A 23,075-nucleotide genomic window follows, 5' to 3' on the forward strand; every position below is an offset into this window, starting at 1 on the left:
CAGGCTGCCATGAAACCGGCCCTGAAGGCGGCGCTGCTGGTCCTCGAGGACGGCCGCGCGTTCGCCGGTACGTCGTACGGTGCGACCGGTGAGACCTTCGGCGAGGCGGTGTTCACCACCGGCATGACCGGCTACCAGGAGACGCTGACCGACCCGTCGTACCACCGCCAGATCGTCACCCAGACCGCGCCGCACATCGGCAACACCGGGGTGAACGACGAGGACGACGAGTCGACCAAGATCTGGGTCGCCGGGTACGTCGTCCGCGACCCTGCCCGGGTGCCGTCCAACTGGCGCGCGAAGCGCACGCTCGACGAGCAGCTGAAGACGCAGGGCGTCGTCGGGATCTCCGGCATCGACACCCGCGCGCTGACCCGGCACCTGCGCGAACGCGGCGCGATGCGGGCCGGGATCTCGACCGAGATCCTCGACCCGGCCGCGTTGCTCGCGAAGGTCCTCGAGCAGCCCGCGATGGCCGGCTCGGACCTGGCTTCCGAGGTGACCGTTGCCGAGGCGTACGTCGTACCGGCTGAGGGCGAGAAGCGGTTCACCGTCGTCGCGCTCGACCTCGGGATCAAGACGATGACGCCGAAGCGGATGGCCGAGCGTGGCATCGAGGTGCACGTGCTGCCGGCCACGGCCTCGCTGGAGGAGGTGCTGGCGGTGAAACCGGACGGCATCTTCATGAGCAACGGGCCGGGCGACCCGGAGACCACAGAGCACCCGACCACGCTGCTCAAAGCCCTGTTGGAGCAGGGGATTCCGTACTTCGGGATCTGCTTCGGCAACCAGGTCTTCGGCCGGGCACTCGGGCTGGGCACCTTCAAGCTGAAGTACGGGCACCGGGGGATCAACCAGCCGGTGCTCGACCGGGCCACCGGCAAGGTCGAGATCACCGCGCAGAACCACGGCTTCGCTGTCGCCTGGCCGGGCAGCGAAAATCAGCACAGTGCTGTGGATGCGCCGCTGGATGCGACCGTGGAAACGCCGTACGGGATCGCTGAAGTGAGTCACGTATCGCTCAACGACAACGTCGTCGAAGGGCTGAAGCTGACCGGCCGCGACGGGAAGCCGCTCGCGTTCTCGGTCCAGTACCACCCAGAAGCGGCGGCCGGTCCGCACGACTCGGCGTACCTCTTCGACCGTTTTGTAGAACTCATGACTGTGTCGACTGAGAAGGGTCGCAGCTGATGCCACGCCGTACAGATATCGACTCGGTGCTGGTGATCGGCTCCGGCCCGATCGTGATCGGCCAGGCCTGTGAGTTCGACTACTCCGGGACCCAGGCCTGCCGGGTGCTGAAGGAAGAGGGTTTCCGGGTCATCCTGGTGAACTCCAACCCGGCCACGATCATGACGGATCCGGAGTTCGCCGACGCGACGTACGTCGAGCCGATCACACCGCAGTTCGTCGAGAAGGTGATCGAGAAGGAGCGCCCGGACGTCCTGCTCGCCACCCTGGGCGGCCAGACCGCCCTGAACGCAGCAATCGCTCTCCATGAGAACGGCGTGCTGGAGAAGTACGGCGTCGAGCTGATCGGCGCCTCGGTCGACGCGATCCAGCGTGGCGAGAACCGCGAGTCGTTCAAGGCGATCGTGGAGAAGCTGGGCGCCGAGACCGCGCGTTCACACGTCTGCCACACGATGGACGACGTGCTCGGCGCGGCCGCCGCGATGGGCTATCCGCTGGTCATCCGCCCGTCGTTCACCATGGGTGGCGTCGGCTCCGGGATGGCGTACGACGAAGCGGACTTGCGCCGGATCGCCGGGGCCGGCCTGACCGCCAGCCCGACGACCGAGGTGCTGATCGAGGAGTCGATCGTCGGCTGGAAGGAGTACGAGCTGGAGGTGATGCGCGACAAGGCGGACAACGTCGTGATCATCTGCTCGATCGAGAACGTCGATCCGATGGGCGTGCACACCGGCGACTCCGTCACGGTCGCGCCGGCGATGACGCTGACCGACCGCGAGTACCAGACCATGCGGGACCTTGCCATCGGCATCATCCGCGAGGTCGGCGTCGACACCGGCGGCTGCAACATCCAGTTCGCGGTGGACCCGGTCGACGGCCGGCTGATCGTGATCGAGATGAACCCGCGGGTGTCCCGGTCGTCCGCGCTGGCCTCGAAGGCGACCGGCTTCCCGATCGCCAAGATCGCCGCCAAGGTGGCGATCGGCTACACCCTCGACGAGATCCCGAACGACATCACCAAGCAGACCCCGGCCAGCTTCGAGCCGGTGCTGGACTACGTGGTCGTCAAGGTGCCGCGGTTCGCGTTCGAGAAGTTCCCGGCCGCCGACGCGACGCTGACCACGCACATGAAGAGCGTCGGCGAGGCGATGGCGATCGGCCGCAACTACACCGAGGCCCTGCAGAAGGCGCTCCGCTCGCTGGAGAAGCCGGAAGCCCGGTTCTCCTGGGCCGAGCCGCCGGCCTCCGAACTGGAGCCGTTGCTGGAGGCAATCAAGACGCCGCACGACGGCCGGCTGCGGACTGTGATGGACGCGATCCGGGCCGGTGCGACGCCGGAGCAGATCTTCGACGCCACCAAGATCGACCCGTGGTTCGTGGATCAGATGTACCTGATCCACGAGACCGCTCTCCAGGTCGCGGCCGCACCGCGGCTGACTCCGGAGATCCTGAAGCTGGCCAAGCGGCACGGTTTCTCGGATCTCCAGCTGGCCGAGATCCGCGGGCTGGCCGAGGACGTCGTCCGGGGTGTCCGGCAGGCGCTCGGGATCCGGCCGGTCTTCAAGACCGTGGACACCTGCGCCGCCGAGTTCGCGGCCACCACGCCGTACCACTACTCGTCGTACGACGAAGAGTCCGAAGTGGCACCCCGTGAGGAACCGGCCGTGCTGATCCTCGGCTCCGGGCCGAACCGGATCGGGCAGGGGATCGAGTTCGACTACTCCTGCGTGCACGCGTCGATGGCGCTGCGCGAAGCCGGCTACTGCACGATCATGGTCAACTGCAACCCGGAGACGGTCTCGACCGACTACGACACCTCCGACCGGCTGTACTTCGAGCCGCTCACCTGCGAGGACGTGCTCGAGATCGTGTACGCCGAGATGCAGGCCGGCCCGGTCGCCGGTGTGATCGTGCAGCTGGGCGGGCAGACCCCGCTCGGGTTGGCGCAGCGGCTCGCGGACGCGGGCGTGCCGATCGTCGGGACGTCGCCCGAGGCGATCCACCTGGCGGAGGAGCGCGGCGCGTTCGGCAAGGTGCTGTCCGACGCCGGGTTGCCGGCGCCGAAGCACGGCACCGCGATGTCGTTCGACGAAGCGCAGGAGATCGCGGCGGAGATCGGCTTCCCCGTGCTGGTCCGGCCGTCGTACGTGCTCGGCGGGCGCGGCATGGAGATCGTGTACTCCGAGGGTGAGCTGACCGCTGCGCTGCGGCGGTTGAGTGGCGACGCGCTCGCGGCGAACTGGGAGCACCCGGTGCTGATCGACCGGTTCCTGGACGACGCGGTCGAGATCGACGTGGACGGGCTGTTCGACGGCACCGAGTTGTTCCTCGGCGGCGTGATGGAGCACATCGAGGAGGCCGGGGTGCACTCGGGCGACTCGTCCTGCGCGCTGCCGCCGATCACGCTGGGGAACGCGGACATCGAGAAGATCCGGCAGTCGACCGAGGCGATCGCTCGCGGTGTCGGCGTACGGGGTCTGCTGAATGTCCAGTACGCCCTGGCAGGCGACGTGCTCTACGTGCTGGAGGCGAACCCGCGCGCATCGCGAACCGTGCCATTCGTCTCCAAAGCGACCGCGACGCCGCTGGCGAAGGCGGCTGCCCGGGTGATGCTCGGGGCAACCATCGCCGTCCTGCGTGAGGAAGGCATGCTGCCCGCCGTCGGTGATGGCGGAACGCTGCCGGCCTCGACGCCGATCGCGGTGAAGGAAGCCGTGATGCCGTTCAACCGATTCCGGACCATCGACGGATCGTCGGTCGACACCGTGCTCGGGCCGGAGATGCGCTCCACCGGTGAGGTGATGGGCATCGACGAAACCTTCGGTACGGCGTTCGCCAAGTCGCAGGCCGGCGCGTCGCAGCCGTTGCCGAGCTCGGGCAAGGTCTTCGTGTCGGTCGCCAACCGGGACAAGCGGCACATGATCTTCCCGGTCAAGCGGCTGGCGGACCTGGGCTTCCAGATCTACGCGACCGAAGGCACTGCCGACGTATTGCGGCGCAACGGGGTCGAGTCGGTCACCGTTCGCAAGAGCAGCCAGGGGCCGGGTCCGAACGGCGAGCCGACGATCGTCCAGATGGTCCAGGACGGTGAGCTGAACCTGATCGTCAACACTCCGATCGGGATCACGCAGGGCGGTTCGCCGCGGATCGACGGCTATGAGATCCGGAGTGCGGCGGTGGCCCGGAACATCCCGTGCATCACGACGGTGCAGGGGCTGGCGGCCGCAGTACAGGGGATCGAGGCGCAGCAGGGCCGGGGACATCGGAGTGCGCTCGCTGCAGGACTGGGCGTCCCGGATCCACGGGATCGCGGATGTGGTGGTGGAGAGCTGAGCGCCATGTCCTTCGACGGGTCCTTGTACGGCAAGGTGGTCCGGCCGGTGCTTTACCGGCTGGGCAAGGGTGACGCGGAGATCGCGCACGAGCAGACGCTGCACGGATTGCGTCGGCTGAGTCGCGTTCCCGGCGCGGTGAGCGCTCTCTCGCGGACCTACGGGTCTCTCCCGGCCGGCCTGGCCCGGACCGTGTTCGGGGTGCGTTTCCCGAGTCCGGTCGGGCTGGCCGCCGGGATGGACAAGAACGGGGTAGCCCTGCCGGCCTGGCGGGCACTCGGGTTCGGCTTCGTCGAGGTCGGCACGGTGACGGCGCAGGCCCAGCCGGGGAACCCGAAGCCGCGGCTGTTCCGGCTGGTCGAGAGCGAAGGCGTCATCAACCGGATGGGGTTCAACAACCTCGGCTCGGCGGCGCTCGCGGACCGGCTGGCGGCGTACGGCGATCTCGGCTACCCGCTCGGGATCTCGATCGGCAAGTCGAAGGTGACGCCGCTGGAGGACGCCGTCGAGGATTACGTCACCTCGCTGCGGCGGCTCTACCGGTACGGCGACTACTTCGCGGTCAACGTGAGTTCGCCGAACACACCGGGATTGCGCTCTCTGCAGGACTCCGGTCACCTCCGGGAGCTCCTCACCGCACTGCATGCTGAGGCGACCTCGCTGTCGGCAGGTGGCCTGGAGCCGAAGCCGATCCTGGTCAAGATCGCACCGGACCTGACCGAGCCGGCGATCGACGAACTGCTCGGCGTCTGCACCGACGTCGGTGTCGCCGGGATCATCGCGACCAACACGACGATCGGCCGCGACGGTCTTGCCGCTACCGATCAGGTGATGGCTGCCGAGGCCGGCGGGCTCTCGGGACGGCCGCTGACCGAGATCTCCGCCAAGACGGTCGCGCACATCCACTCGGAGACCGGGGGAGCGCTCCCCATCATCGGCGTCGGTGGCGTCCTGGATCCTTCCGACGCCGCCCGCCTCCTGGACGCGGGCGCGAGCCTGGTCCAGCTCTACACCGGCCTGATCTATCGCGGTCCCGGCCTCGTACGCCGGACGAACCGCCTTCTGGAGCATCGATGAGAGAGCGAGATCTCCCCATGAGCAACCAGCCCTTCGGCACCCGTCTGCGCGCCGCGATGAACCAGCGCGGCCCACTCTGCGTCGGGATCGACCCGCACGCCCACCTCCTCGACTCCTGGGGCCTGCCCGACACCGCGGAAGGCCTTGCGTCGTTCACCTATGGCGTCGTCGACGCGCTGGCCGAGCACGTCGCCGTCTTCAAGCCGCAGTCCGCCTTCTTCGAGCGCTTCGGATCGGCGGGCATCGCAGTACTGGAACAGGCCACGATCCGGCTCCGTGAGGCCGGGGCGCTGGTGATCATCGACGCCAAGCGTGGTGACATCGGCTCGACCATGGCCGGGTACGCGTCCGCCTACCTCGCCGAGAAGGGTCCGCTGGCCTGCGACGCGTTGACCGTCAGCCCGTACCTCGGCTTCGGCTCGCTCCAACCGGCGATCGACGAGGCCCGCGCGGCGGGGGCCGGGCTGTTCGTGTTGGCGCTCACCTCGAACCCAGAGGGCCCGCAATTCCAGTCCGCCCGCACTACGGCCGGCCAGACCGTCGCCGGCGCAGTACTCGACGGCCTGCGCGAACTCAACGCGGAGGCCGACGACCTGGGATCGTTCGGTGCCGTCGTGGGCGCGACCATCAAGTCGACCGACGAGAACCTCGACATCCGCGGCCCGCTCCTCGCCCCCGGCCTGGGAGCTCAAGGCGGAACCGTTGCGGGGCTGACCGAGATCTTCGGTGCGGCCGTCCGCAATGTCCTGCCTTCCAGCTCACGCGAGATCCTCGGAGCCGGGCCGGACGCCACTTCCCTCCGCGATGCCGCCGCCCGCACCAACGAGTCCTTCAGAACCGTCCTGGGCTACTGACCGTACGGCCGTCGGTAGGCGCAACCTGCTCCTGGGATCGGGCGAGCCACCTCACCCGGCGCCACACCCTCCGCGGGCAAGGGCCCGGACGCCAGCAAGCACTTCGGTGGGGTTCGCCCCTCCGCGTTGGGGTTCGCGCCTCACCGGCGGGCGGGGGCTGCCCTCCGGACCGCCAGGCCATCAATGGGGGTCTTTCTGCCTGGTGGTGAGCGTTGCGAGTGCCAGTGGAGGTGGTCGGAAGCGGGGTATTGATGGGCTGGCGGTCCGGGACGTCCCCAGCGAGCCCGGGATCTGGTCAACCGTGGCGGACGGGGTGGGGCTAGGGCTTGGCGTAGAGCTCGGTGGCCAACGCGATGGCGGCGTGAGTCGCCGGGTGCGGGTCGTGACGGCGCCAGGCAAGGTGGACCGGGACCGGTGGGGCGTCGCGGAGTGGGCGGTAGACGATGCCGTCGCGGCGGTACTGGGTGGCGGTGGATTCCGGGGTCATGCCGACGTAGCGGCCGGTGGCGATCGCCGCCAGCCAGTCGTCGATGTCCTGGATGTACTCCAGTCGCGGCCGGAGACCTTCGGGCCACAGGTCGGCGCTCGTGGTGCCGGTGCGCCGGTCGAGCAGCAGGGTGCGCTCGCGGACCTCGTCGAGGGTGATCGAGCGGCGTCGCGCCCAGGGGTCGTCCGCCGCAAGTACGCAGTACCGGCGTTCGTGGGCGACGGTGACGTGCGCGAAGCGGTGACTGTCGATGGGCACCCGGACCACGGCGAGGTCGCAGAGGCCCTCGGCGAGGCCGCCGGTCGCAGTGTTGGTGCGGACGAGGAGTAGTTCGACGTCCGGGTAGCGGGTCGCCCAGATCCGCTGGAACTCGGCGGTGTGCGACCCCAGAGCCGACCACGCATGGCCGATCCGCAGCCGCGCATGACCGGTCGTCGCCTCGCGGACCAGATCCTCGGCCTCGGCCAGCAGATGCCGGGCACGGTGGAGCACCTGTACGCCGGCTGTGGTGGGCGTGATCGTCCGGCTGGTCCGGTGCAGCAGCCGTACGCCGAGCACTCGCTCGAGGCCGAGCAGATTGCGCGAGACGGCCGCCTGGGAGACGCCCAGCTCGATGGCGGCGTCGGTGAAAGTCCCCGCGTCGACGATCGCGACCAGGCACCGCAGTTGCCGCAGTTCCAGATCCATGACTCCAGCGTATAGATGGCCCCAATGATGCATTTTGCGCATGCTCGCCGCAGGCTCAGGCTCGCACCATGAGGACCGTGAGGCGGAATCTCCAGGTAGAGCCGGACGTCGGGACGAACCGGTCGGCTGGGGTGGCGATGATGCTGGGGAGTGGGCTGTCGACGCAGGTGGGGGCCGCGACGGCTGCGCTCGCGTTCCCGGTGATCGGACCGGCCGGAGTAGTGGCGATCAGGCAGTGGGTCGCCGCGGTCGTGCTGCTCGCGGTCGGACGGCCACGGTTCCGGTCGTTCACAGCCAGACAGTGGCGGCTCGTGCTGAGCCTGGCCGCGGTGTTCGCGACCATGAACCTGACGCTCTACACCTCCATCGACCGAGTAGGCCTGGGCCTCGCCGTCACGCTGGAGTTCCTCGGGCCTTTGGCGGTGGCGCTGGCAGGCTCGCGACGGAAGATCGACCTGTACTGCGCGCTGGCGGCTGCGCCGGCTGTCGTCGTACTGACTCGGCCGCAGGCGAGCACCGACTACCTGGGCATCGGGCTGGGCCTGGTGGCCGCGGCTTGCTGGGCTTGCTACATCCTGCTCAACCGGGCGATGGGACGGGAGTTACCCGGCGTACAGGGCTCTGGTGCCGCGGCTGCGGTGTCTGGGCTCGCCTACGTCCCGATCGGCATCGTCATGCTCGTCAGGCACCCTCCGACGCTCGCCACTATCAGCTACGCGCTGGCTGCGGGCGTGCTGTCGTCGGCCGTCCCCTTCCTGATGGACGTGCTGGCCCTCAGGAGGGGCCCTGCGCAGTTCTTCGGGGTGTTCATGAGCGTGAACCCGGTACTGGCGGCGCTGGTCGGTCTGGTGATGCTCGGCCAGCACCTGGACGGGCTCGCCTGGGCGGCGATCGCAGCGATCGTGGCCGCGAACGCTGTCGCCGCCTCAACTGGCTGGCGACGCGGCAGGTTACGGGGTGGTTCCAGTCCGGCGGTGCGACGTTCTTCACGGCGTGCCCTGCGGGCAGATGACCCCACCATTCGGAAGGGTTGCGGCGACGGGGAGAGCAGGTCTCTCCGCAAGCAAGAGTTAGGAACGGCATGCGTAAGGTTGCGGCCCTCGCGGCGGTAGTGACATTGAGCGTCGGCACGTTGACGGCGTGCTCGGGCGGCGACTACTGCAGCGAGCTGCAGAACTATGCCGAGGCGGTCAAGGGCCTCGACATCAAGGACACCGCGGCGGTCGACAAGCTGCGCACCGAGGCGAAGAAGCTGTCCAAGTCGGCGCCGGACGACCTGAAGGACGACTGGAAGACCGTGCTGGACTACGCCGACAAGGCGAAGGACGCGGGCGGCGACACGACCAAGCTGACCGAACTGGCCAAGAATGACGGCCAGAAGATCGCGGCCGCGTCGACGGCGATCGCCAAGCAGGCGAAGGACACCTGCAAGGTGAACATCGAAGGCAACTGACCACCAGTACGACGAATCGCCCGTACCGCGGGCCGGCCGGCAACGGGCGGTCCGCGGGGCCGGTTCGTGGGGTTGATCGCGACCGGTAGCGTCGGGGGTTCATCCCCGACCGACCGACAGCGAGGCCGAGAACCTGATGCGCACTGTAGTGATGACCGCCGCGATGATCGTGGCGGCCGCCGGCCTGACCGCGTGCACCGAGGAGCAGGCGTACTGCGTCGACCTCGCCGGCTACGCCGCGTCCGCGGTGAACGTGGACACGCAGAACGCCGCCGACTACGTGAAGATCCTCGCTGACGCCAAGAAGCTGCAGGACAGCGCACCCAAAGAGGTCAAGGACGACTGGGCCGCGATCGTGACGTTCGCGGAGAAGGCGCAGAAGGCTGGTACGGACCGCGTTCAGCTGGCTCGGCTGAGTAAGGAAACCGGCTCGGTCACCACGGCGTACCAGGCGATCGCCACGCATGCGAAGGACGCTTGCAAGGTGGATGTCCCCTCCCTGAACTGAGCCTGTCCCGAGGCTGTCCGAAGCCGTGTTAGGTTCACGTTCGAAGCCACAAAACGGGACAGGTGAAACGGTGCCACTTCCTTCTTTGACCCCGGAGCAGCGTGCGGCGGCCCTGGACAAGGCCGCGGCGGCGCGGCGTGAGCGTGCCGAGATCAAGAACCGGATCCGGCACTCCGGAGCGTCCCCGACGCAGGTTCTGCACGAGGGGCAGATCAACGACGTGATCGGCAAGATGCGGGTGAGCGCGCTGCTGCAGTGCATCCCCGGCGTCGGCAAGGTCCGCGCCCAGCAGATCATGGACCGGGCCGGCATCTCCGAGACCCGCCGGGTCCGCGGCCTGGGGACGAACCAGATCGCCGCGCTCGAGCGCGAATTCGCCGAGTGAAGCTGATGTCGACGGAACTGATCACGAGTACGGAACCGATCATGATTCAAACGGGGACGGCCGGGGAGATGGATTCGGACACCGGAAACGCAGCGAGCCGGGCAACGCGCCGGGACAGCGGCACGGCGACTCCGCGCAACAACCCCTCCGGCCGGACCGGCCGTGGACTCGGCGGCGCGCGGCTGACGGTGCTGGCCGGGCCGACCGCGGTCGGCAAGGGGACGGTGGCGGCCGACATCAGGGAGCGCTTCCCCGAGATCTGGATCTCGGTCTCGGCGACCACCCGCAAGGCGCGGCCGGGCGAGGTGCACGGGGTGCACTACCTGTTCGTGTCGGATGCCGAGTTCGACCGGATGATCGCCGAGGACGAGCTGCTCGAGTGGGCCGTCGTCCACAAGGCCGCCCGGTACGGCACGCCCCGGCAGCCGGTGCTCGACAAACTGGCCGACGGCCGGCCCGCGCTGCTGGAGATCGACCTGCAGGGCGCGCGGCAGGTGCGGGAGACGATGCCGGACGCGCATTTCGTCTTCCTGGCCCCGCCGAGCTGGGACGAACTGGTCCGCCGGCTGGTCGGCCGGGGGACCGAAACGGCCGAAGAACGGGAGCGCAGACTCCAGACGGCTACTCTGGAGCTGGCGGCCGAGAAGGAATTCGACGTCACGATCGTGAACGCCTCCGTTCGGGAAGCGGCCGATCAGTTGGTAAAGTTGATTCGATAACCCTCTCCATCTCTGGAAAGAGCTGAACTTGTCTGGCAACCAGCCCGTCGCCATCGGCATCACCTCACCGCCGATCGACGACCTGCTCACCCGTACCGACTCGAAGTACAAGCTGGTGCTGTACTCCGCGAAGCGGGCTCGGCAGATCAACGCCTACTACTCCCAGCTCGGCGAAGGCCTGCTGGAGTACGTCGGACCGCTGGTCGAGACCCACGTCCAGGAGAAGCCCCTCTCGATCGCCATGCGCGAGATCAACGAGGGCGTGCTGACCTGCACGGACATCGACCCCGAGGCCGAGGCGGAAGCCGCCGCAGCCGCGGAGAAGTCCGTCTAACCACCCAGTCATGACCGAGCCCACGACTGCGGCCCACCGGCCGTCTGTAGTGCTCGGTGTCGGCGGTGGCATCGCGGCGTACAAGGTCTGCGATCTGCTCCGCCGGCTGACCGAGTCGGGCCATCGGGTCCGGGTCGTGCCGACCGCGGCCGCGCTGGAGTTCGTCGGCGCGGCCACCTGGGCGGCGCTGTCGGGTCAGCCGGTCACGGCCGACCCGTTCGACGACGTGCACGAGGTCCCGCACGTCCGGATCGGTAAGGGCGCCGACCTGGTCGTCGTCGCGCCCGCCACCGCGAACCTGATCGCCAAGGCCGCCCACGGCCTGGCGGACGACCTGCTCACCAACACCTTGCTGACCGCGCGCTGCCCGATCCTGTTCGCGGCCGCGATGCACACCGAGATGTGGGAGCACCCAGCGACGCAGGCCAACGTAGCGACGCTGCGTTCGCGCGGCATCACCGTGCTCGACCCCGCCGTCGGGCGCCTGACCGGCGCCGATACCGGCCGCGGCCGGCTGCCTGAGCCCGCCGAGATCTTCGCGATCAGTCAGCTGATGCTCGCCGACGAGACCGCCCGGGCCGCGGGGCAGTCCGTCGCTGACCTCACCGGCAAACACGTCCTGGTCAGCGCCGGCGGTACGCGTGAACACCTCGACCCGGTTCGGTACCTCGGCAACTCGTCATCCGGCAAGCAGGGTTACGCCCTGGCCCGGATCGCGGCCGCTCGCGGCGCGAAGGTCACCCTGGTCGCCGCCAACTCGGAGCTGGCCGATCCGGCCGGAGTACAGGTCGTCCCGGTGACCAGCACCCGCGAGCTGTACGACGAGATCACCAGTCGCGCGGTCGACGCCGACGCCATCGTGATGGCGGCCGCGCCCGCCGACTTCCGCCCGGCCGATGTCTCCGGACACAAGATCAAGAAGACCGCCGACGGTTCGGTGCCGGCCGTCAGCCTGGTGCAGAACCCGGACATCCTCGCCACCATCTCGCACGACCGGCAGCGCACCGACCAGGTGATCGTCGGCTTCGCGGCCGAGACAGGTGACGCCGAGCACAGCGTGATCGAGCTGGCCCGCGCCAAGCTCGAACGCAAGGGGTGTGACCTGCTGGTGGTGAACGACGTCTCCGGCGGCAAGGTCTTCGGCAGCGACACCAACGAAGCCGTCATCCTCGACCGCGACGGCGGCGCCCTGCCCTTCCCCTCCGGCAGCAAGGACGCCCTCGCCGGCGTCATCTGGAACCTGGTCGCCACCCACTGGCGATAGTTCCCGCCCACCCCAGGACGCCGCTCCTTCGCCGGGGTGTGCCGATGGACAGGTAATGGTGGCCAGGTCCTAGTGCACTTGAGCGCGACCCGGCACCCGGCGTACGGCGTAGTGGGGTGCACTACCTGTCCTTCGGGACGGCTGTGGACGGTTGCCTTGGCTGCGTTGCCTCGGGAAGGGAGCCGGCTCGCGCCGGGGGTGCGGATGGCGCAGGAGCAGACGGGTCAGGTGGTCGACGGCATCGTCGCCGGGGTCTGGCATCACAGGCGCGCCGGCCGTCGTCTTGAGGTGACGGTCGAACCTCTGCGCGACCTGACCGCGAGGCGGCTCCGCGACCTCGACGATCAGGTCGCCCGGTTGGGCGAGATCGTCGATGCCACCCCGCCCTCACGATCGGCAAGATCACCGTCGGCGCGCACGCCTGGCTCAGCCGGGAAAGCGAGCAGCCCAGGCCTCCAGCGGGAGCTCTACCGCGTTGATGAGCGTTGAGAGGGTGCGGTACCAACCGACGAGCAAGATCAGTTCGATCAGCTGGGCATCGTCGTAGCGGACCCGCAGCGAACTCCAGGTCTCGTCTGACAGCGTCGCCCTGTCGTGCAGTTCATCCGCGGCCGTCACGAGGAGGAGGTCCGGACCGTCGAAAGCCGCATCCAACGGACCGAGCGCCAGCTTGTCGACGAGGTCGCGGTCGAGGCCGACCGCTTCGGCGAAGACGACGGCGTGGACGCCCCATTCGTACTCCGCGCCCGCGCGAGCCGTCGTACGGCTGATCAGCAGTTCGCGGTCCCGGGCCGGCAGCGATCCCTTGACCAGTAGGCCGGATGCCATCGGGTGGGCTCGCGATGCGAGGTCGGTGTTCAGCGCGAGGATCCGGAACAGCAGCAACGGTTCGTAGCCGGAGTCCGGCGGCATCAGCTTCGTCAGCAAACGCTTGACCGCGTCGCTGTACGGCGGTTCGACGGGGTGCAGCCTGGATGGCATCGGGCCTCCCGGAGACAGTGCTACGGTTTTAGTAGCGGAGGATCCCAGCATGCCGCTACGGATTCAGTAGCGCAAGAGAGGGAGATGCGATGACGCCGATGCCCGGGCAGCCGGTACGGGGGTCGCGGACCGGCCGGCCGATCATGGCCGCGTTCGATCTGCTCGGCCGGCGCTGGGTGCTGCGGATCCTGTGGGAACTGCGGGACGGCCCGGTCGGTTTCCGTGCCCTGCAACAGCAATGCGACGACATCTCGCCGACGGTGCTGAACACGCGACTGGGTGAGCTGCGCGAGGCCGGCCTGATCTGGCAGGACGACGCGCGGGCCCATGCGTTGACGGCGCTCGGGCAGGATCTGCAACGGGCGCTGAAGCCACTGCAGGCCTGGTCGGAGCGATGGTCCTCACAAGCCTGAATGTCCACCATTCGGTCACAGATTCCGCGATATGGATGAATTGACCCGGCGGACCTGACCTGTGACCGCTGGCCTGGCATACTGCCCAGGAGCATCGCTGGAGTCGGTGCGAGGTGGGGTAAGCCGTCAGCTGTGTGGCCGGCCCGCTGTGTGGCAGACAAGGAAACCTGAGGGAGAACCGTGGCGAGGCGCCTTTTCACGTCCGAGTCGGTGACGGAAGGTCACCCGGACAAGATCGCTGACCAGATCAGCGACTCCATCCTCGATGCACTGCTGGCCGAGGATCCGAAGAGCCGCGTCGCGGTGGAGACCCTCGTCACGACCGGCCTGGTGGTCGTGGCCGGCGAGGTCACCACGTCGGCGTACGTGGACATCCCCGGGATCGTGCGCAAGCGCATCCTGGAGATCGGGTACGACTCGTCGCTGAAGGGCTTCGACGGTGCTTCCTGTGGCGTCTCGGTCGCGATCGGCAGCCAGTCGCCCGACATCGCCCAGGGCGTCAACACGGCGTACGAGACCCGCGCGGACTCATCCGTCGACGAACTCGACCTGCAGGGCGCCGGCGACCAGGGCCTGATGTTCGGTTACGCGACGAACGAGACCCCCGAGCTGATGCCGCTGCCGATCACCATCGCGCACCGGCTCTCGGAGCGGCTGTCCGACGTCCGCAAGGACGGCACGATGGCGTACCTGCGTCCCGACGGCAAGACCCAGGTCACGGTCGAGTACGACGGTGACAAGGCGATCCGGATCGACACCGTCGTGGTGTCCAGCCAGCACGCCGCCGACATCAGCCTCGACTCGATGCTGACGCCGGACGTGAAGAAGCACGTCGTCGACCCGATCCTCGAGCAGTTCGAGATCGACTCGACCGACTACAAGCTGCTGGTGAACCCGACCGGCCGGTTCGAGATCGGCGGCCCGATGGGCGACGCCGGCCTGACCGGCCGCAAGATCATCATCGACACCTACGGCGGCATGGCCCGCCACGGTGGTGGCGCGTTCTCCGGCAAGGACCCGTCGAAGGTGGACCGCTCGGCGGCCTACGCGATGCGCTGGGTGGCCAAGAACATCGTCGCCGCGGGGCTCGCCGCGCGGGTCGAGGTGCAGGTCGCGTACGCGATCGGCAAGGCCACCCCGGTCGGCTTCTACGTCGACACGTTCGGCACCGAGACGATTCCGGTCGACAAGATCAGTGACGCGGTGCTCGAGGTCTTCGACCTGCGCCCGGCCGCGATCATCCGCGACCTGGACCTGCTCCGCCCGATCTACGCCCAGACCGCCGCGAACGGCCACTTCGGCCGCACCGGCGAAGACTTCACCTGGGAGCGCACCGACCGCGTCGAGGCACTCAAGGCCGCCGTCGCCAAGTAACTCCAGCACCACGCTCCGGCCCGTGCCCCTCCGGGGACACGGGCCGGAGCTTTTAGTGTGTTGCCCACAGGGCTGACGGCATCTGTCGGGTGGCGCGACTAGAGTTCCCGAGTGGCACAGAACGGGGACTCACCTGAGCAGTTGACGCTGCTCCGCGAGACCGTTCGGCGTTCCCGGACCAAGGCGCCTGCCGGGATCACCGCCGCGCTGCCGGTCGCCCGGATCGCGGTGGACGTCTCGCTGCCGCACCTGGATCACCCGTTCGACTACCTGGTGCCCGACGATCTCGCCGAAGCCGCCCAGCCCGGTGCCCGGGTGAAGGTGCGGTTCGCGGGCAAGGACCTGGACGGGTTCGTGCTCGAACGGCTGGAGTCGTCCGACCACGACGGCAAGCTGGCCCGGATCCGCAAGGTCGTCTCACCCGAGCGGGTGCTCACGCCAGAGGTCGCCGATCTCTGCCGCGCCGTCGCCGACCGGTACGCCGGGGTGCTGGCGGATGTGACCCGCCTGGCTGTGCCGCCCCGCCACGCGAAGGTCGAAGCCGAGTCGCTGCGATGCCCGCTGCCGGTCAAGCCGGTGGTCTCGTCGTCGGTGTCCGAGTGGTCGCCGTATCCGTCCGCGCCGGGGTTCCTCGACGCGCTCCGCCGTTCGGAGGCGCCGCGCGCGATCTGGACCGCCGTACCGGGAGCTGACTGGGCGACGGCCTTCGCGCAGGCCGCGGCCGTTTGCGCCTCGGCTGGGCGTGGGGCGTTGCTGCTCGCGCCGGATGCGCGTGATCTCGAGCGCCTCGCCGCCGCCTGCGCCGAAGTACTGGGTCCGGATGGGTATGTCACGTTGTCGGCCGATCTCGGTCCGACGGCGAGGTACCGCGCGTTCCTCGCCGCCTTGCGGGGCTGCACGCGAGTCGTGATCGGGACCAGGGCGGCCGCCTTCGCGCCGGTTACCGATCTCGGGCTGGTCGCGTTGTGGGACGACGGCGACGACTCGTACGCCGAACCGCGCGCGCCCTACCCGCATGCGCGTGAGGTGCTGTTGCTGCGGGCCTATCGGCAGAAGTGCGCCGTCATGCTCGGAGGCTTCGCCCGGTCGGCGGAGACCGCGGCGCTGCTGGAGTCGCAGTGGGCCAACGAGCTCATCGCGGATCGGGCGGTGATCCGCGCGGCTGCGCCCTCGGTGCACATCGCGGGGGAGTCGGACAGGGACCTTGCGCGCGATCCCGGCGCTCGTGCCGCGCGGCTGCCACATCGAGCCTTCGAGATCGCGCGGGAGGGGCTTCGGTCGGGGCCGGTGCTCGTACAGGTTCCGCGGGCCGGGTATCTGCCGAGTCTGGTGTGCCAGACGTGCCGGGCTCCGTCGAGGTGCTCGACTTGCGGCGGGACCTTACGGCGTACGGGCGGTTCTGGGCCGGCGAGTTGCAGCGTTTGTGGGCGGCCCGCGGCTGATCACCGGTGTACCGAGTGCGGGGACACCCGGATGCGCGCGGCCGTGGTCGGTGCGCGGAGAACGGCCGAGGAACTGGGGAGAGCGTTCCCTGGCGTTCTCGTTCGTACTTCGGGTGGCGACAACATGTTGGACACGGTCTCGGACGAGCCTGCGTTGATCGTCACCACGCCGGGTGCGGAGCCGGTCGCGGCGGGCGGCTACAGCGCGGCGCTGTTGCTGGACACGTGGTTGTTGCTGGCGAGGCAGGATCTGCGGGCGCCGGAGGAAGCTGTCCGGCGATGGTTCAACGCGGCGGCGTTGGTTCGGCCTGCTCGCGACGGCGGGACGGTGATCATGGTGGGGGAGCCGTCGGCGACACCGTTGCAGGCGGTAGTCCGGTGGAGTCCGGAGGGATTCGCGACGCGCGAGTTGAGCGAACGCCGTACTGCGCGGCTCGCACCCGCCGCCAAGCTGGCCGAGCTCACCGGACCCAACGAAGCGGTCGCCGATCTGCTGGCCAGACTGCGCCAGCTGATGGATCCCCAAGCAGGCTTGGAGATCCTCGGCCCTGTCGCGCTCGACGACGAAACCAGCCGAGCGGTGGTCCGGACGCCGCGTGCCTCGGGCTCGGCTCTCGCTCGCACGTTGAAAGAAGCTCAAGCCGCCCGCACCACGAAGAAGAACCCCGGCTCCGTTCGCATCCAGGTAGACCCAGTCCACTTCGGCTGACACCACCCCACATGGTTGGGGTGAGGGAAAGCGGAGTCGCTCAGGTGGTGCCCGCTGGTTGGGTGGGGGCGAGGGGGCCGGTCAGGTGGTGCCCGCCGGTTGGGTGGGGGCGAGGGGGCCGGTCAGGCGGTTTCGGCCAGCTGGTTGGGGGTGGAGATGTTGAGGAGTTGGGTGCCGATGGGGGTGCGGTAGTAGAGGACTGCGCGGCCGTCACGGCGGGAGTCGACGACGCCGGCGGCGCGGAGGATGCTGAGGTGGACGCTGAGTGTCGGGGCCGAGATGCCGAGTTGGTGGGCCAGGTGGGTGGTCGACATCGGCAGGTCGAGGTGGCCCATGATCGCCGCGCGGGTTCTGCCGACCAGGTCCGCCAGCGGCGACTCGCTCGCGTCGTGCTGGCTCTCCCACAACCGCCCGAGCCCCCGCGGCGGGTAGGTGATCGTCGGCACGTGCGGCGCCGCGGTCACCGGCAGCGCCGCGGGCCAGGTGAAGACGCACGGCACGAGCAGCAATCCCTGCCCTGGCAGCGGAACACCGTCACAGCTGTACGGCCGATCGATCTCGATCCGGTCGCCGCTGAACCGGACCGACGGATGCAGGTTCCGGAACAGCCGCTCGACCCCGCCGGCGGCCAGCTCGTCCAGCCGGAAGGCCAGGTCTTCTTGCAGTAGCGAACGCATCCGTCGCCAGTCCGGCTCGATCGTCCGCCGCCAGTAGCTGTCGAGCGCGGCCGTGATCCGGTCCAACGCCTTGGCCGGATCAGCCATCAACTCCGGCAGCACCGGATGCGGATGCTCCTCGTGCAGCTTCCCGATCTCCTCGACCACCAGGTGATGCGGCGTCGCGGCGATCGCGGCCAGGCCCGACTCGAAGCTCGTCGACCGCCGCGGCGGTGCCGGCGTGATGAAGTCGGGGATGTAGCCGACCGGCGGAATGAGTGCCCTGAGCAACGTCAGGTCGTCGCCCTCGGCAATCGGGCAGATCTTGCGCAGCCAGGGACCGTGCACGCTGCGGGCCGAGCTGTTGCTGAGCGCCCGGACACTCGTCACGGCCTCCCAGACCGGCGAGAACGCGAACCGGATCCGGCTCACGTCGTCCGCACTGAGCCTGATGGTGATCACTTCGGCACTCTAACCCGGATCATCTCGATTAGTTCTGTGCCTAATGTTCGACACGTCGCCGAGGAGGGTCGAAAGTAGTCCCATGACCACCACCGCTGTGCCAGAGAGCGCTCCCCGCCTTCCCCGGGCATTCTGGGCGCTCTGGGTCTGCCAGCTGGTGAACAGACTCGGCAGCTTCGTTCAGCCGTTCCTGGTGCTCTACCTGACCCAGGACCGCCACCTGTCCGCCGGTACTGCGGGCGCTGTAGCGGCGGCTGTCGGTGCCGGCTCGGTCGTCTCTCAACTCGTCGGCGGCTGGCTGTCTGATCGCTTCGGACGGCGCCGGACGATGCTGATCGGCTTTCTGGGTACCGCGGCCGCGCTGATCCTGCTCGGTTCAGCCCAGTCGATGCCGACCATCTGGGCATCAGCATTCATCGTCGGCCTGCTCGGCGACCTGTTCCGTCCCGCCGTGCAGGCGACAGTCGCCGATCTGCTCCAGCCGAAGGAGCGCGTCCGCGCGTACGGCCTGCTGTTCTGGGCGATCAACCTCGGCTTCTCCGTCTCGACGGTCAGCGCGGGCGTTCTCGCGAGCGTCGGATACAGCCTGCTGTTCTGGATCAACGCCGGTACGTCGGTGGTCGCGGCGCTGGTGATCTGGCGGATGGTGCCGGAAACCCGGCCGGTGCTCGACGAAGGCCCGCGGCGGCAGTTGCTGCCGGTCGCGTTGCGGGACACCACTTTCCTGCTGATGATCCTGCTCCAGATCGGGTACGCGACGATCTACTTCCAGGGCTACTCCACCCTTCCGCTGGCGATGGCCGCCGACCACCTGCAGAGTTCGACGTACGGGTTGGTGATCGCGCTGAACGGCGTGGTGATCGTCGTCGTGCAGCCGTTCGTCAACCGGCGGCTGGCCACCTACGACCGGCCGAAGCTGCTGGCGAGCTCGATGCTGATCGTGGGTCTCGGCTTCGGATTGGGCGCGATCGTGCACAGCTGGTGGGGGTACGGGCTGTCCGTGGTGGTCTGGACGATCGGCGAGATCGGTTTCGCGGCCGTGATCGGCGCGGTCTTCGCCGACCTTGCCCCGGTGGATCTGCGCGGCGGCTACATGGGGCTGGCCGGCAGCATGTCCTTCGGCCTCGGCTCCGTCATCGGCCCGCTGGCGGGCACCAATGTCCTCGAACACGCCGGCCGTACCACGGTTTGGCTCGGCTGCGCCGTCCTGGGCGCCATCCTCTTCGTAGGCCAACTGGCCCTGGCCCCAGCCCTCCACCGCCGGGCCAAGGCAAGCGCCCTCCTCCTCCCTGCGGAAGTCGCCTGACCAGACTCACCGACTGACTACGGACGGGGGTTTCGTAGGGTTGCGGCATGAGTGAGCAGAGGGTGGATGTTGTCGTGTTCGACATCGGCGGGGTGCTGCTGGACTGGAGCCCGGACTATCTGTACGGCGAACTGATCCCGGACGCGGCCGAGCGCGAGCACTTTCTGACCAACGTCGCGAACGGCGAGTGGAACAAGCAGCAGGACGCCGGCCGGAGCTGGTCCGAGGCGGTGTCCGAGCTCTCCGCGCTGCACCCCGAGCACGCCGAATGGATCGAGGCGTACGACAAGGGCTGGCTGAAGATGGTGAACGGCCTCTTCGAGGACACCGTCGGCCTCGTCACCGAGATCCGCGAGCGGGGGATCCCGAACTACGCGCTGACGAACTTCTCCGACGAGAAGTGGGAGGTGGCGAAAGCCTCATTCCCGATCCTGGCCGGATTCGACGGTGAGGTGGTGTCCGGGGTCGAGCTGACGACGAAGCCCGACGAGAAGATCTACCGGATCCTGCTGGAGCGGTTCGACCTGGATCCCGCGCGCACCTTCTACACCGACGATGTCCAGCTCAACGTCGACGGCGCCCGCGCTGTGGGCATCGACGCCGAGCTCTTTACCGACGCCGCCACCCTCCGCGCGCACCTACGAAAGCGCGGTCTCCCGCTCAACAGCTGATCCGAACGGGTCAAGATGGTTGTGACCCGCGCGGTGCGGGCGCCCCGGTAGCTGGTTCAGGCCGTGCTTGCCTGCAGGGATTCCGTGTACTTCGAACCGCCGCCGAGGTGGGCGGCTTCGACGATCAGGGTGTTGGCCTGGCAGCTGGGCGCGGTCAACGCCACGTCCGGTGGCGTCGCGTAGATCCGTTGCGGGCGGCCGATGCCGGGTTGCCAGCGCTGGATCTGGAAGGCCTCGGCGCCGTTGGTAACGGTCCGGACCTCCCAATGAATCCAGTTGCCACAGGCAACGATGGTGTCGGTGACGATCTGGCCGAGCGACTGGGCCGGGCTGTCGGCGCCGGTCCGGACGTAGGCCTTGCTCTGGTACTGGTCCGGATCCGCCGCGCCGACCTCCGACCAGATGGTTGCCCCGCGCAAAGAGACACCGCTCCACTGGATGCAGTTCTTCGCCGCCGCGATCGGCCGGGCCGGCCCGCCCGGCAATGCGGCCGTGAAGAGCCGCTTGCATCGCTGGGGAGTCGACGGCGCGGTGATCTGGCTGAACGTGACCGAGTCGGCAGACACGACGGGATCGGCGATGTAGCCCGGGTCGGCCACGCAGGCCACGCTGCGCGACTTCAACGTCGCCAGCTCCGCGACGATCAGGCAGGACCGACCGTGGCTGTCGGTGCTGCTGTAGGCGAACACCCCGTCGTACGCGCCGATCTCGGGTTCGGAGATGCGGGGGAGCGCTTTCTGCTTGGCGAGATCCGTTCTCGCACCAGAGGCGAGGGCGTACCGATAGGCACGGATCTCCTGCGAGGGGCCGTCCGAACGGATCTCCTCGACCAGCGCCCACCGGTCGTCGATCACCACCGGCGACTGAGCGACGAACCCGGGCCGGCGGCACATGCCGTACGACGACCCGCTTGCTCGCTCGATCGGTGATGGCGGTGGTCCCCGCCTCGTCGCTGCTGCGCATCACGAGGTACTTCGGCAGCGCCGTCACCACATGCTGCCCGTCCACCGGCTGGCGGGGCAGCTTCGTCCACGTCGGCGGGCCGCCCGGCTTGCCCGAGCTTCCCGGCGGCGTACCGGGCGTTGATCCTGGCGTGGTGGTCGGTGGGCCGCTCGGCGGCTGAGGGGTGCCCGGCGTGCTTGCCGTAGTACCGGAGGGACTTGGTGGGGGAGCGCTCTCCGGCGAGGAGGAGCAGGCGCTGACGAGCAACGCCAGCGCCACCACGGCCGCCGCGATCGACGGGCCCACGCCAAACGGCGTACCGGCTGGGGTGTTCTTCAGGTGCACGGGATCAGAGACCGATGTTCTCGAACGCGTTGGCGAGGGTGGCGTTGAACATGGCCGAGGCCGGGATGTTCTTCGGGCCGTCGGTGGTGTTCCCGCGGCTGTTGAAGCGGCGCTCGTTGAAGACCTCGAAGATGCCGATCGTGCCGTTCTTCATGTCATAGCCGCGGCCGACCTGGTAGTGACCGCTGTGGTTGAAGGCGAGGTACGGGAAGTACCGCTTCAGCAGCTGGACGTGCTCGATCACCGGGGCCGGAGCCGCGTCGCCGAGGTGCTTCTGGTGGATGGCGAGGAACTTCTGCGAGTTCCAGTGGCTGACGTTCTGGACGATATAGGTGCCGGCGGCAAGGTCCCACTTCGTCTTCAGGTTGGTCTGCTTGACCATCGACGAGATGCCGGTGCCCGAGTCGGACGAGCCGAGGTCCTTGGCCCAGGAGGCCTGGGTGTCCTTCTGCTTGTCGTCGGCCCAGTCGATCGACTGGAACGTCGCCGGACCACACCAGTAGCCCTTGTCCTGCGAGACCTGGAAGCCCTTCATGATGTACGCCGAACTCGGCAACGGCTTGGGCGTCGTCGGCGTGGTCGGACTCGATGGCGTCGACCGGGTCGGCTGAGGCGTGGTGGTCGGAGTCGGCGTGGGCGTCGGCGTCGGCATACCGGGAGTTGCGGGTGCTGTCGACGCGGAGTCGAACAGGCGCAGCGAGCGGGCCTTGGCGCGGCCGTCCCACGCGGTCTGCATTTCCTCGAGCTCAGCGGCGACCCGCAGGCCCTTCGGCATCGCGGCGCGCTCGGCAACGAACGCCACGGGGGACTGGTCACCCGTCGCGATGTCCTGCTCGACACCGGTCTCGCCGGTCGCAGAGCTGTCCGGTGCCGGCGCCGTGACGGCCGCACTGATCTGCGCGCCGGTCGGGATCTGGTCGACGAATCCGAGGCCGAGGCAGTAGTTCTCCTCGTCGAGCTTGAAGCAACGCATCACCTGGGTCGACTGCTCAGCGGTAGTGGCCCGGAGCACCTGGTCGTTCGGCGAGGTCTGCTCGACCTGCTGGGCCAGCTCGCTCCAGGAGCGCGCGACCGGCGGCCACTTGTCGTCCGCGGCGGTCGGATCCGGCCCGGGCGGGACCGACGGCGTGCTGGTCGGTACGGCGGTAGGTACCGTCGTCGGCTCACTGATCGGCTCACTGATCGGCTCACTGATCGGCTCACGGATCGGTTCGCTGGTCGGAGCCGGCGGCGGAACGACGGGCGCGGATCGGGCAGACGGATCGCGCGGCTCGTACGCGGCGGCGGTTCCGGCCAGGGGCGCCTGCGCGAGCAGAGCGCCGAGGAGGATCAGTGCTACTGCCCCCCGTGTCGCTGTGGGCATGGTGGTCTCCCGTGGGCGTTTGTGACTGTAGTGACTGTAGGTACGCCTGAGGCCACAGTACGTGCTCACGGCAACAATCAACAGCCCCGCCAGTCCCACCCACCCCACCGGCCTCCGGAC

At 68.7% G+C, this 23,075-nt stretch carries 22 protein-coding genes and 1 pseudogene; 18 read left to right on the forward strand and 5 right to left on the reverse strand.

Annotated elements, in window-relative coordinates; translation table 11 throughout:
* Window positions 1–9 precede the first annotated feature (9 nt).
* The 4 genes and pseudogenes from carA (at window position 10) to pyrF (ending at window position 6,454) form a co-directional block, all read left to right on the forward strand.
* Window positions 10–1,191, forward strand: coding sequence for a glutamine-hydrolyzing carbamoyl-phosphate synthase small subunit (gene carA, locus F1D05_RS00705; protein ID WP_246486341.1), 1,182 nt, complete (start codon window positions 10–12; stop codon window positions 1,189–1,191).
* Window positions 1,191–4,524, forward strand: a pseudogene (carB, locus tag F1D05_RS00710) (carbamoyl-phosphate synthase large subunit). Before carA ends, carB begins: the two are co-directional and overlap by 1 nt.
* Window positions 4,525–4,529: 5 nt before the next feature.
* Entirely contained in the window at window positions 4,530–5,600 is a 1,071-nt protein-coding gene (locus F1D05_RS00715) for a quinone-dependent dihydroorotate dehydrogenase (protein ID WP_185445292.1), read from the forward strand.
* Window positions 5,597–6,454 carry an orotidine-5'-phosphate decarboxylase gene (gene pyrF, locus F1D05_RS00720; protein WP_219732985.1) on the forward strand — a complete coding sequence of 286 codons (858 nt, stop codon included), beginning with the start codon at window positions 5,597–5,599 and terminating at the stop codon, window positions 6,452–6,454. The genes F1D05_RS00715 and pyrF overlap by 4 nt, the downstream gene beginning before the upstream one ends.
* 319 nt (window positions 6,455–6,773) lie before the next feature.
* Here the strand turns inward: pyrF and F1D05_RS00725 are convergent, their stop codons facing one another.
* Entirely contained in the window at window positions 6,774–7,628 is an 855-nt protein-coding gene (locus F1D05_RS00725) for a LysR family transcriptional regulator (protein ID WP_185445293.1), read from the reverse strand.
* 68 nt (window positions 7,629–7,696) lie between these two features.
* On the opposite strand from F1D05_RS00725, the gene F1D05_RS00730 reads away from it, so the two are divergent.
* The 8 genes from F1D05_RS00730 (at window position 7,697) to F1D05_RS42445 (ending at window position 12,780) form a co-directional block, all read left to right on the forward strand.
* Window positions 7,697–8,740 (forward strand): EamA family transporter, encoded by a 1,044-nt coding sequence (locus F1D05_RS00730; protein WP_206686020.1) that lies wholly within the window; start codon window positions 7,697–7,699, stop codon window positions 8,738–8,740.
* Window positions 8,710–9,081, forward strand: coding sequence for a hypothetical protein (locus F1D05_RS00735; RefSeq protein WP_185445294.1), 372 nt, complete (start codon window positions 8,710–8,712; stop codon window positions 9,079–9,081). The genes F1D05_RS00730 and F1D05_RS00735 overlap by 31 nt, the downstream gene beginning before the upstream one ends.
* Window positions 9,082–9,217: 136 nt before the next feature.
* Entirely contained in the window at window positions 9,218–9,589 is a 372-nt protein-coding gene (locus F1D05_RS00740; protein WP_185445296.1) for a hypothetical protein, read from the forward strand.
* Between the two features lie 70 nt (window positions 9,590–9,659).
* A complete protein-coding gene (gene mihF / locus F1D05_RS00745; RefSeq protein WP_185445297.1) occupies window positions 9,660–9,974 on the forward strand; it encodes an integration host factor, actinobacterial type in 315 nt (104 codons plus the stop codon).
* A gap of 41 nt (window positions 9,975–10,015) precedes the next feature.
* A complete protein-coding gene (gene gmk, locus F1D05_RS00750) occupies window positions 10,016–10,693 on the forward strand; it encodes a guanylate kinase (protein ID WP_246486342.1) in 678 nt (225 codons plus the stop codon).
* Window positions 10,694–10,721: 28 nt separating this feature from the next.
* Window positions 10,722–11,027, forward strand: coding sequence for a DNA-directed RNA polymerase subunit omega (gene rpoZ, locus F1D05_RS00755; RefSeq protein WP_185445299.1), 306 nt, complete (start codon window positions 10,722–10,724; stop codon window positions 11,025–11,027).
* Between the two features lie 10 nt (window positions 11,028–11,037).
* Window positions 11,038–12,291, forward strand: a complete 1,254-nt coding sequence (gene coaBC, locus F1D05_RS00760) for a bifunctional phosphopantothenoylcysteine decarboxylase/phosphopantothenate--cysteine ligase CoaBC (protein WP_185445301.1) — start codon at window positions 11,038–11,040, stop codon at window positions 12,289–12,291.
* A gap of 204 nt (window positions 12,292–12,495) precedes the next feature.
* A complete protein-coding gene (locus F1D05_RS42445; protein WP_343066664.1) occupies window positions 12,496–12,780 on the forward strand; it encodes a DNA glycosylase AlkZ-like family protein in 285 nt (94 codons plus the stop codon).
* On the opposite strand, the gene F1D05_RS00765 is transcribed toward F1D05_RS42445, so the two are convergent.
* Complete coding sequence (locus F1D05_RS00765) at window positions 12,718–13,272, reverse strand: carboxymuconolactone decarboxylase family protein (RefSeq protein ID WP_185445302.1); 555 nt, start codon at window positions 13,270–13,272, stop codon at window positions 12,718–12,720. The genes F1D05_RS42445 and F1D05_RS00765 overlap by 63 nt on opposite strands.
* Window positions 13,273–13,361: 89 nt before the next feature.
* On the opposite strand from F1D05_RS00765, the gene F1D05_RS00770 reads away from it, so the two are divergent.
* The 3 genes from F1D05_RS00770 to F1D05_RS00780 all read left to right on the forward strand — a co-directional run bounded on the left by F1D05_RS00770 (window position 13,362) and on the right by F1D05_RS00780 (window position 17,210).
* On the forward strand, window positions 13,362–13,685 hold the full coding sequence (locus F1D05_RS00770) for a winged helix-turn-helix transcriptional regulator (RefSeq protein ID WP_185445304.1): 324 nt from the start codon (window positions 13,362–13,364) through the stop codon (window positions 13,683–13,685).
* A gap of 180 nt (window positions 13,686–13,865) precedes the next feature.
* Window positions 13,866–15,059 carry a methionine adenosyltransferase gene (metK, locus tag F1D05_RS00775; RefSeq protein WP_185445306.1) on the forward strand — a complete coding sequence of 398 codons (1,194 nt, stop codon included), beginning with the start codon at window positions 13,866–13,868 and terminating at the stop codon, window positions 15,057–15,059.
* Window positions 15,060–15,170: 111 nt separating this feature from the next.
* Window positions 15,171–17,210: a primosomal protein N' gene (locus F1D05_RS00780; RefSeq protein WP_185445308.1), complete on the forward strand. Its 2,040-nt coding sequence runs from the start codon at window positions 15,171–15,173 to the stop codon at window positions 17,208–17,210.
* Between the two features lie 122 nt (window positions 17,211–17,332).
* On the opposite strand, the gene F1D05_RS00785 is transcribed toward F1D05_RS00780, so the two are convergent.
* Window positions 17,333–18,328 (reverse strand): ArsR/SmtB family transcription factor, encoded by a 996-nt coding sequence (locus tag F1D05_RS00785; RefSeq protein WP_185445310.1) that lies wholly within the window; start codon window positions 18,326–18,328, stop codon window positions 17,333–17,335.
* An 82-nt stretch (window positions 18,329–18,410) separates the two neighbouring features.
* On the opposite strand from F1D05_RS00785, the gene F1D05_RS00790 reads away from it, so the two are divergent.
* Together F1D05_RS00790 and F1D05_RS00795 are read left to right on the forward strand one after the other, a co-directional pair.
* Window positions 18,411–19,634: an MDR family MFS transporter gene (locus F1D05_RS00790; protein WP_185445312.1), complete on the forward strand. Its 1,224-nt coding sequence runs from the start codon at window positions 18,411–18,413 to the stop codon at window positions 19,632–19,634.
* Window positions 19,635–19,681: 47 nt separating this feature from the next.
* A complete protein-coding gene (locus F1D05_RS00795; protein ID WP_185445314.1) occupies window positions 19,682–20,305 on the forward strand; it encodes an HAD family hydrolase in 624 nt (207 codons plus the stop codon).
* A 56-nt stretch (window positions 20,306–20,361) separates the two neighbouring features.
* On the opposite strand, the gene F1D05_RS00800 is transcribed toward F1D05_RS00795, so the two are convergent.
* Window positions 20,362–21,159 carry a hypothetical protein gene (locus F1D05_RS00800; RefSeq protein WP_246486343.1) on the reverse strand — a complete coding sequence of 266 codons (798 nt, stop codon included), beginning with the start codon at window positions 21,157–21,159 and terminating at the stop codon, window positions 20,362–20,364.
* 56 nt (window positions 21,160–21,215) lie between these two features.
* On the opposite strand from F1D05_RS00800, the gene F1D05_RS00805 reads away from it, so the two are divergent.
* Window positions 21,216–21,428 (forward strand): hypothetical protein, encoded by a 213-nt coding sequence (locus tag F1D05_RS00805; RefSeq protein WP_185449865.1) that lies wholly within the window; start codon window positions 21,216–21,218, stop codon window positions 21,426–21,428.
* Between the two features lie 168 nt (window positions 21,429–21,596).
* Here the strand turns inward: F1D05_RS00805 and F1D05_RS00810 are convergent, their stop codons facing one another.
* Entirely contained in the window at window positions 21,597–22,955 is a 1,359-nt protein-coding gene (locus F1D05_RS00810; protein ID WP_185445316.1) for a hypothetical protein, read from the reverse strand.
* Window positions 22,956–23,075: the final 120 nt, after the last annotated feature.

Source organism: Kribbella qitaiheensis, assembly GCF_014217565.1.
In the GTDB taxonomy this organism is placed as follows: Bacteria; Actinomycetota; Actinomycetes; order Propionibacteriales; family Kribbellaceae; genus Kribbella; species Kribbella qitaiheensis_A.

Coding starts and splice junctions, on each gene's coding strand:
- carA (WP_246486341.1), top strand. CDS start 10: ATGAAACCGGCCCTGAAGGCGGCGCTGCTGGTCCTCGAGGACGGCCGC.
- F1D05_RS00715 (WP_185445292.1), top strand. CDS start 4,530: ATGTCCTTCGACGGGTCCTTGTACGGCAAGGTGGTCCGGCCGGTGCTT.
- pyrF (WP_219732985.1), top strand. CDS start 5,597: ATGAGAGAGCGAGATCTCCCCATGAGCAACCAGCCCTTCGGCACCCGT.
- F1D05_RS00725 (WP_185445293.1), bottom strand. CDS start 7,628: ATGGATCTGGAACTGCGGCAACTGCGGTGCCTGGTCGCGATCGTCGAC.
- F1D05_RS00730 (WP_206686020.1), top strand. CDS start 7,697: ATGAGGACCGTGAGGCGGAATCTCCAGGTAGAGCCGGACGTCGGGACG.
- F1D05_RS00735 (WP_185445294.1), top strand. CDS start 8,710: ATGCGTAAGGTTGCGGCCCTCGCGGCGGTAGTGACATTGAGCGTCGGC.
- F1D05_RS00740 (WP_185445296.1), top strand. CDS start 9,218: ATGCGCACTGTAGTGATGACCGCCGCGATGATCGTGGCGGCCGCCGGC.
- gmk (WP_246486342.1), top strand. CDS start 10,016: ATGATTCAAACGGGGACGGCCGGGGAGATGGATTCGGACACCGGAAAC.
- coaBC (WP_185445301.1), top strand. CDS start 11,038: ATGACCGAGCCCACGACTGCGGCCCACCGGCCGTCTGTAGTGCTCGGT.
- F1D05_RS42445 (WP_343066664.1), top strand. CDS start 12,496: ATGGCGCAGGAGCAGACGGGTCAGGTGGTCGACGGCATCGTCGCCGGG.
- F1D05_RS00765 (WP_185445302.1), bottom strand. CDS start 13,272: ATGCCATCCAGGCTGCACCCCGTCGAACCGCCGTACAGCGACGCGGTC.
- F1D05_RS00770 (WP_185445304.1), top strand. CDS start 13,362: ATGACGCCGATGCCCGGGCAGCCGGTACGGGGGTCGCGGACCGGCCGG.
- F1D05_RS00790 (WP_185445312.1), top strand. CDS start 18,411: ATGACCACCACCGCTGTGCCAGAGAGCGCTCCCCGCCTTCCCCGGGCA.
- F1D05_RS00795 (WP_185445314.1), top strand. CDS start 19,682: ATGAGTGAGCAGAGGGTGGATGTTGTCGTGTTCGACATCGGCGGGGTG.
- F1D05_RS00810 (WP_185445316.1), bottom strand. CDS start 22,955: ATGCCCACAGCGACACGGGGGGCAGTAGCACTGATCCTCCTCGGCGCT.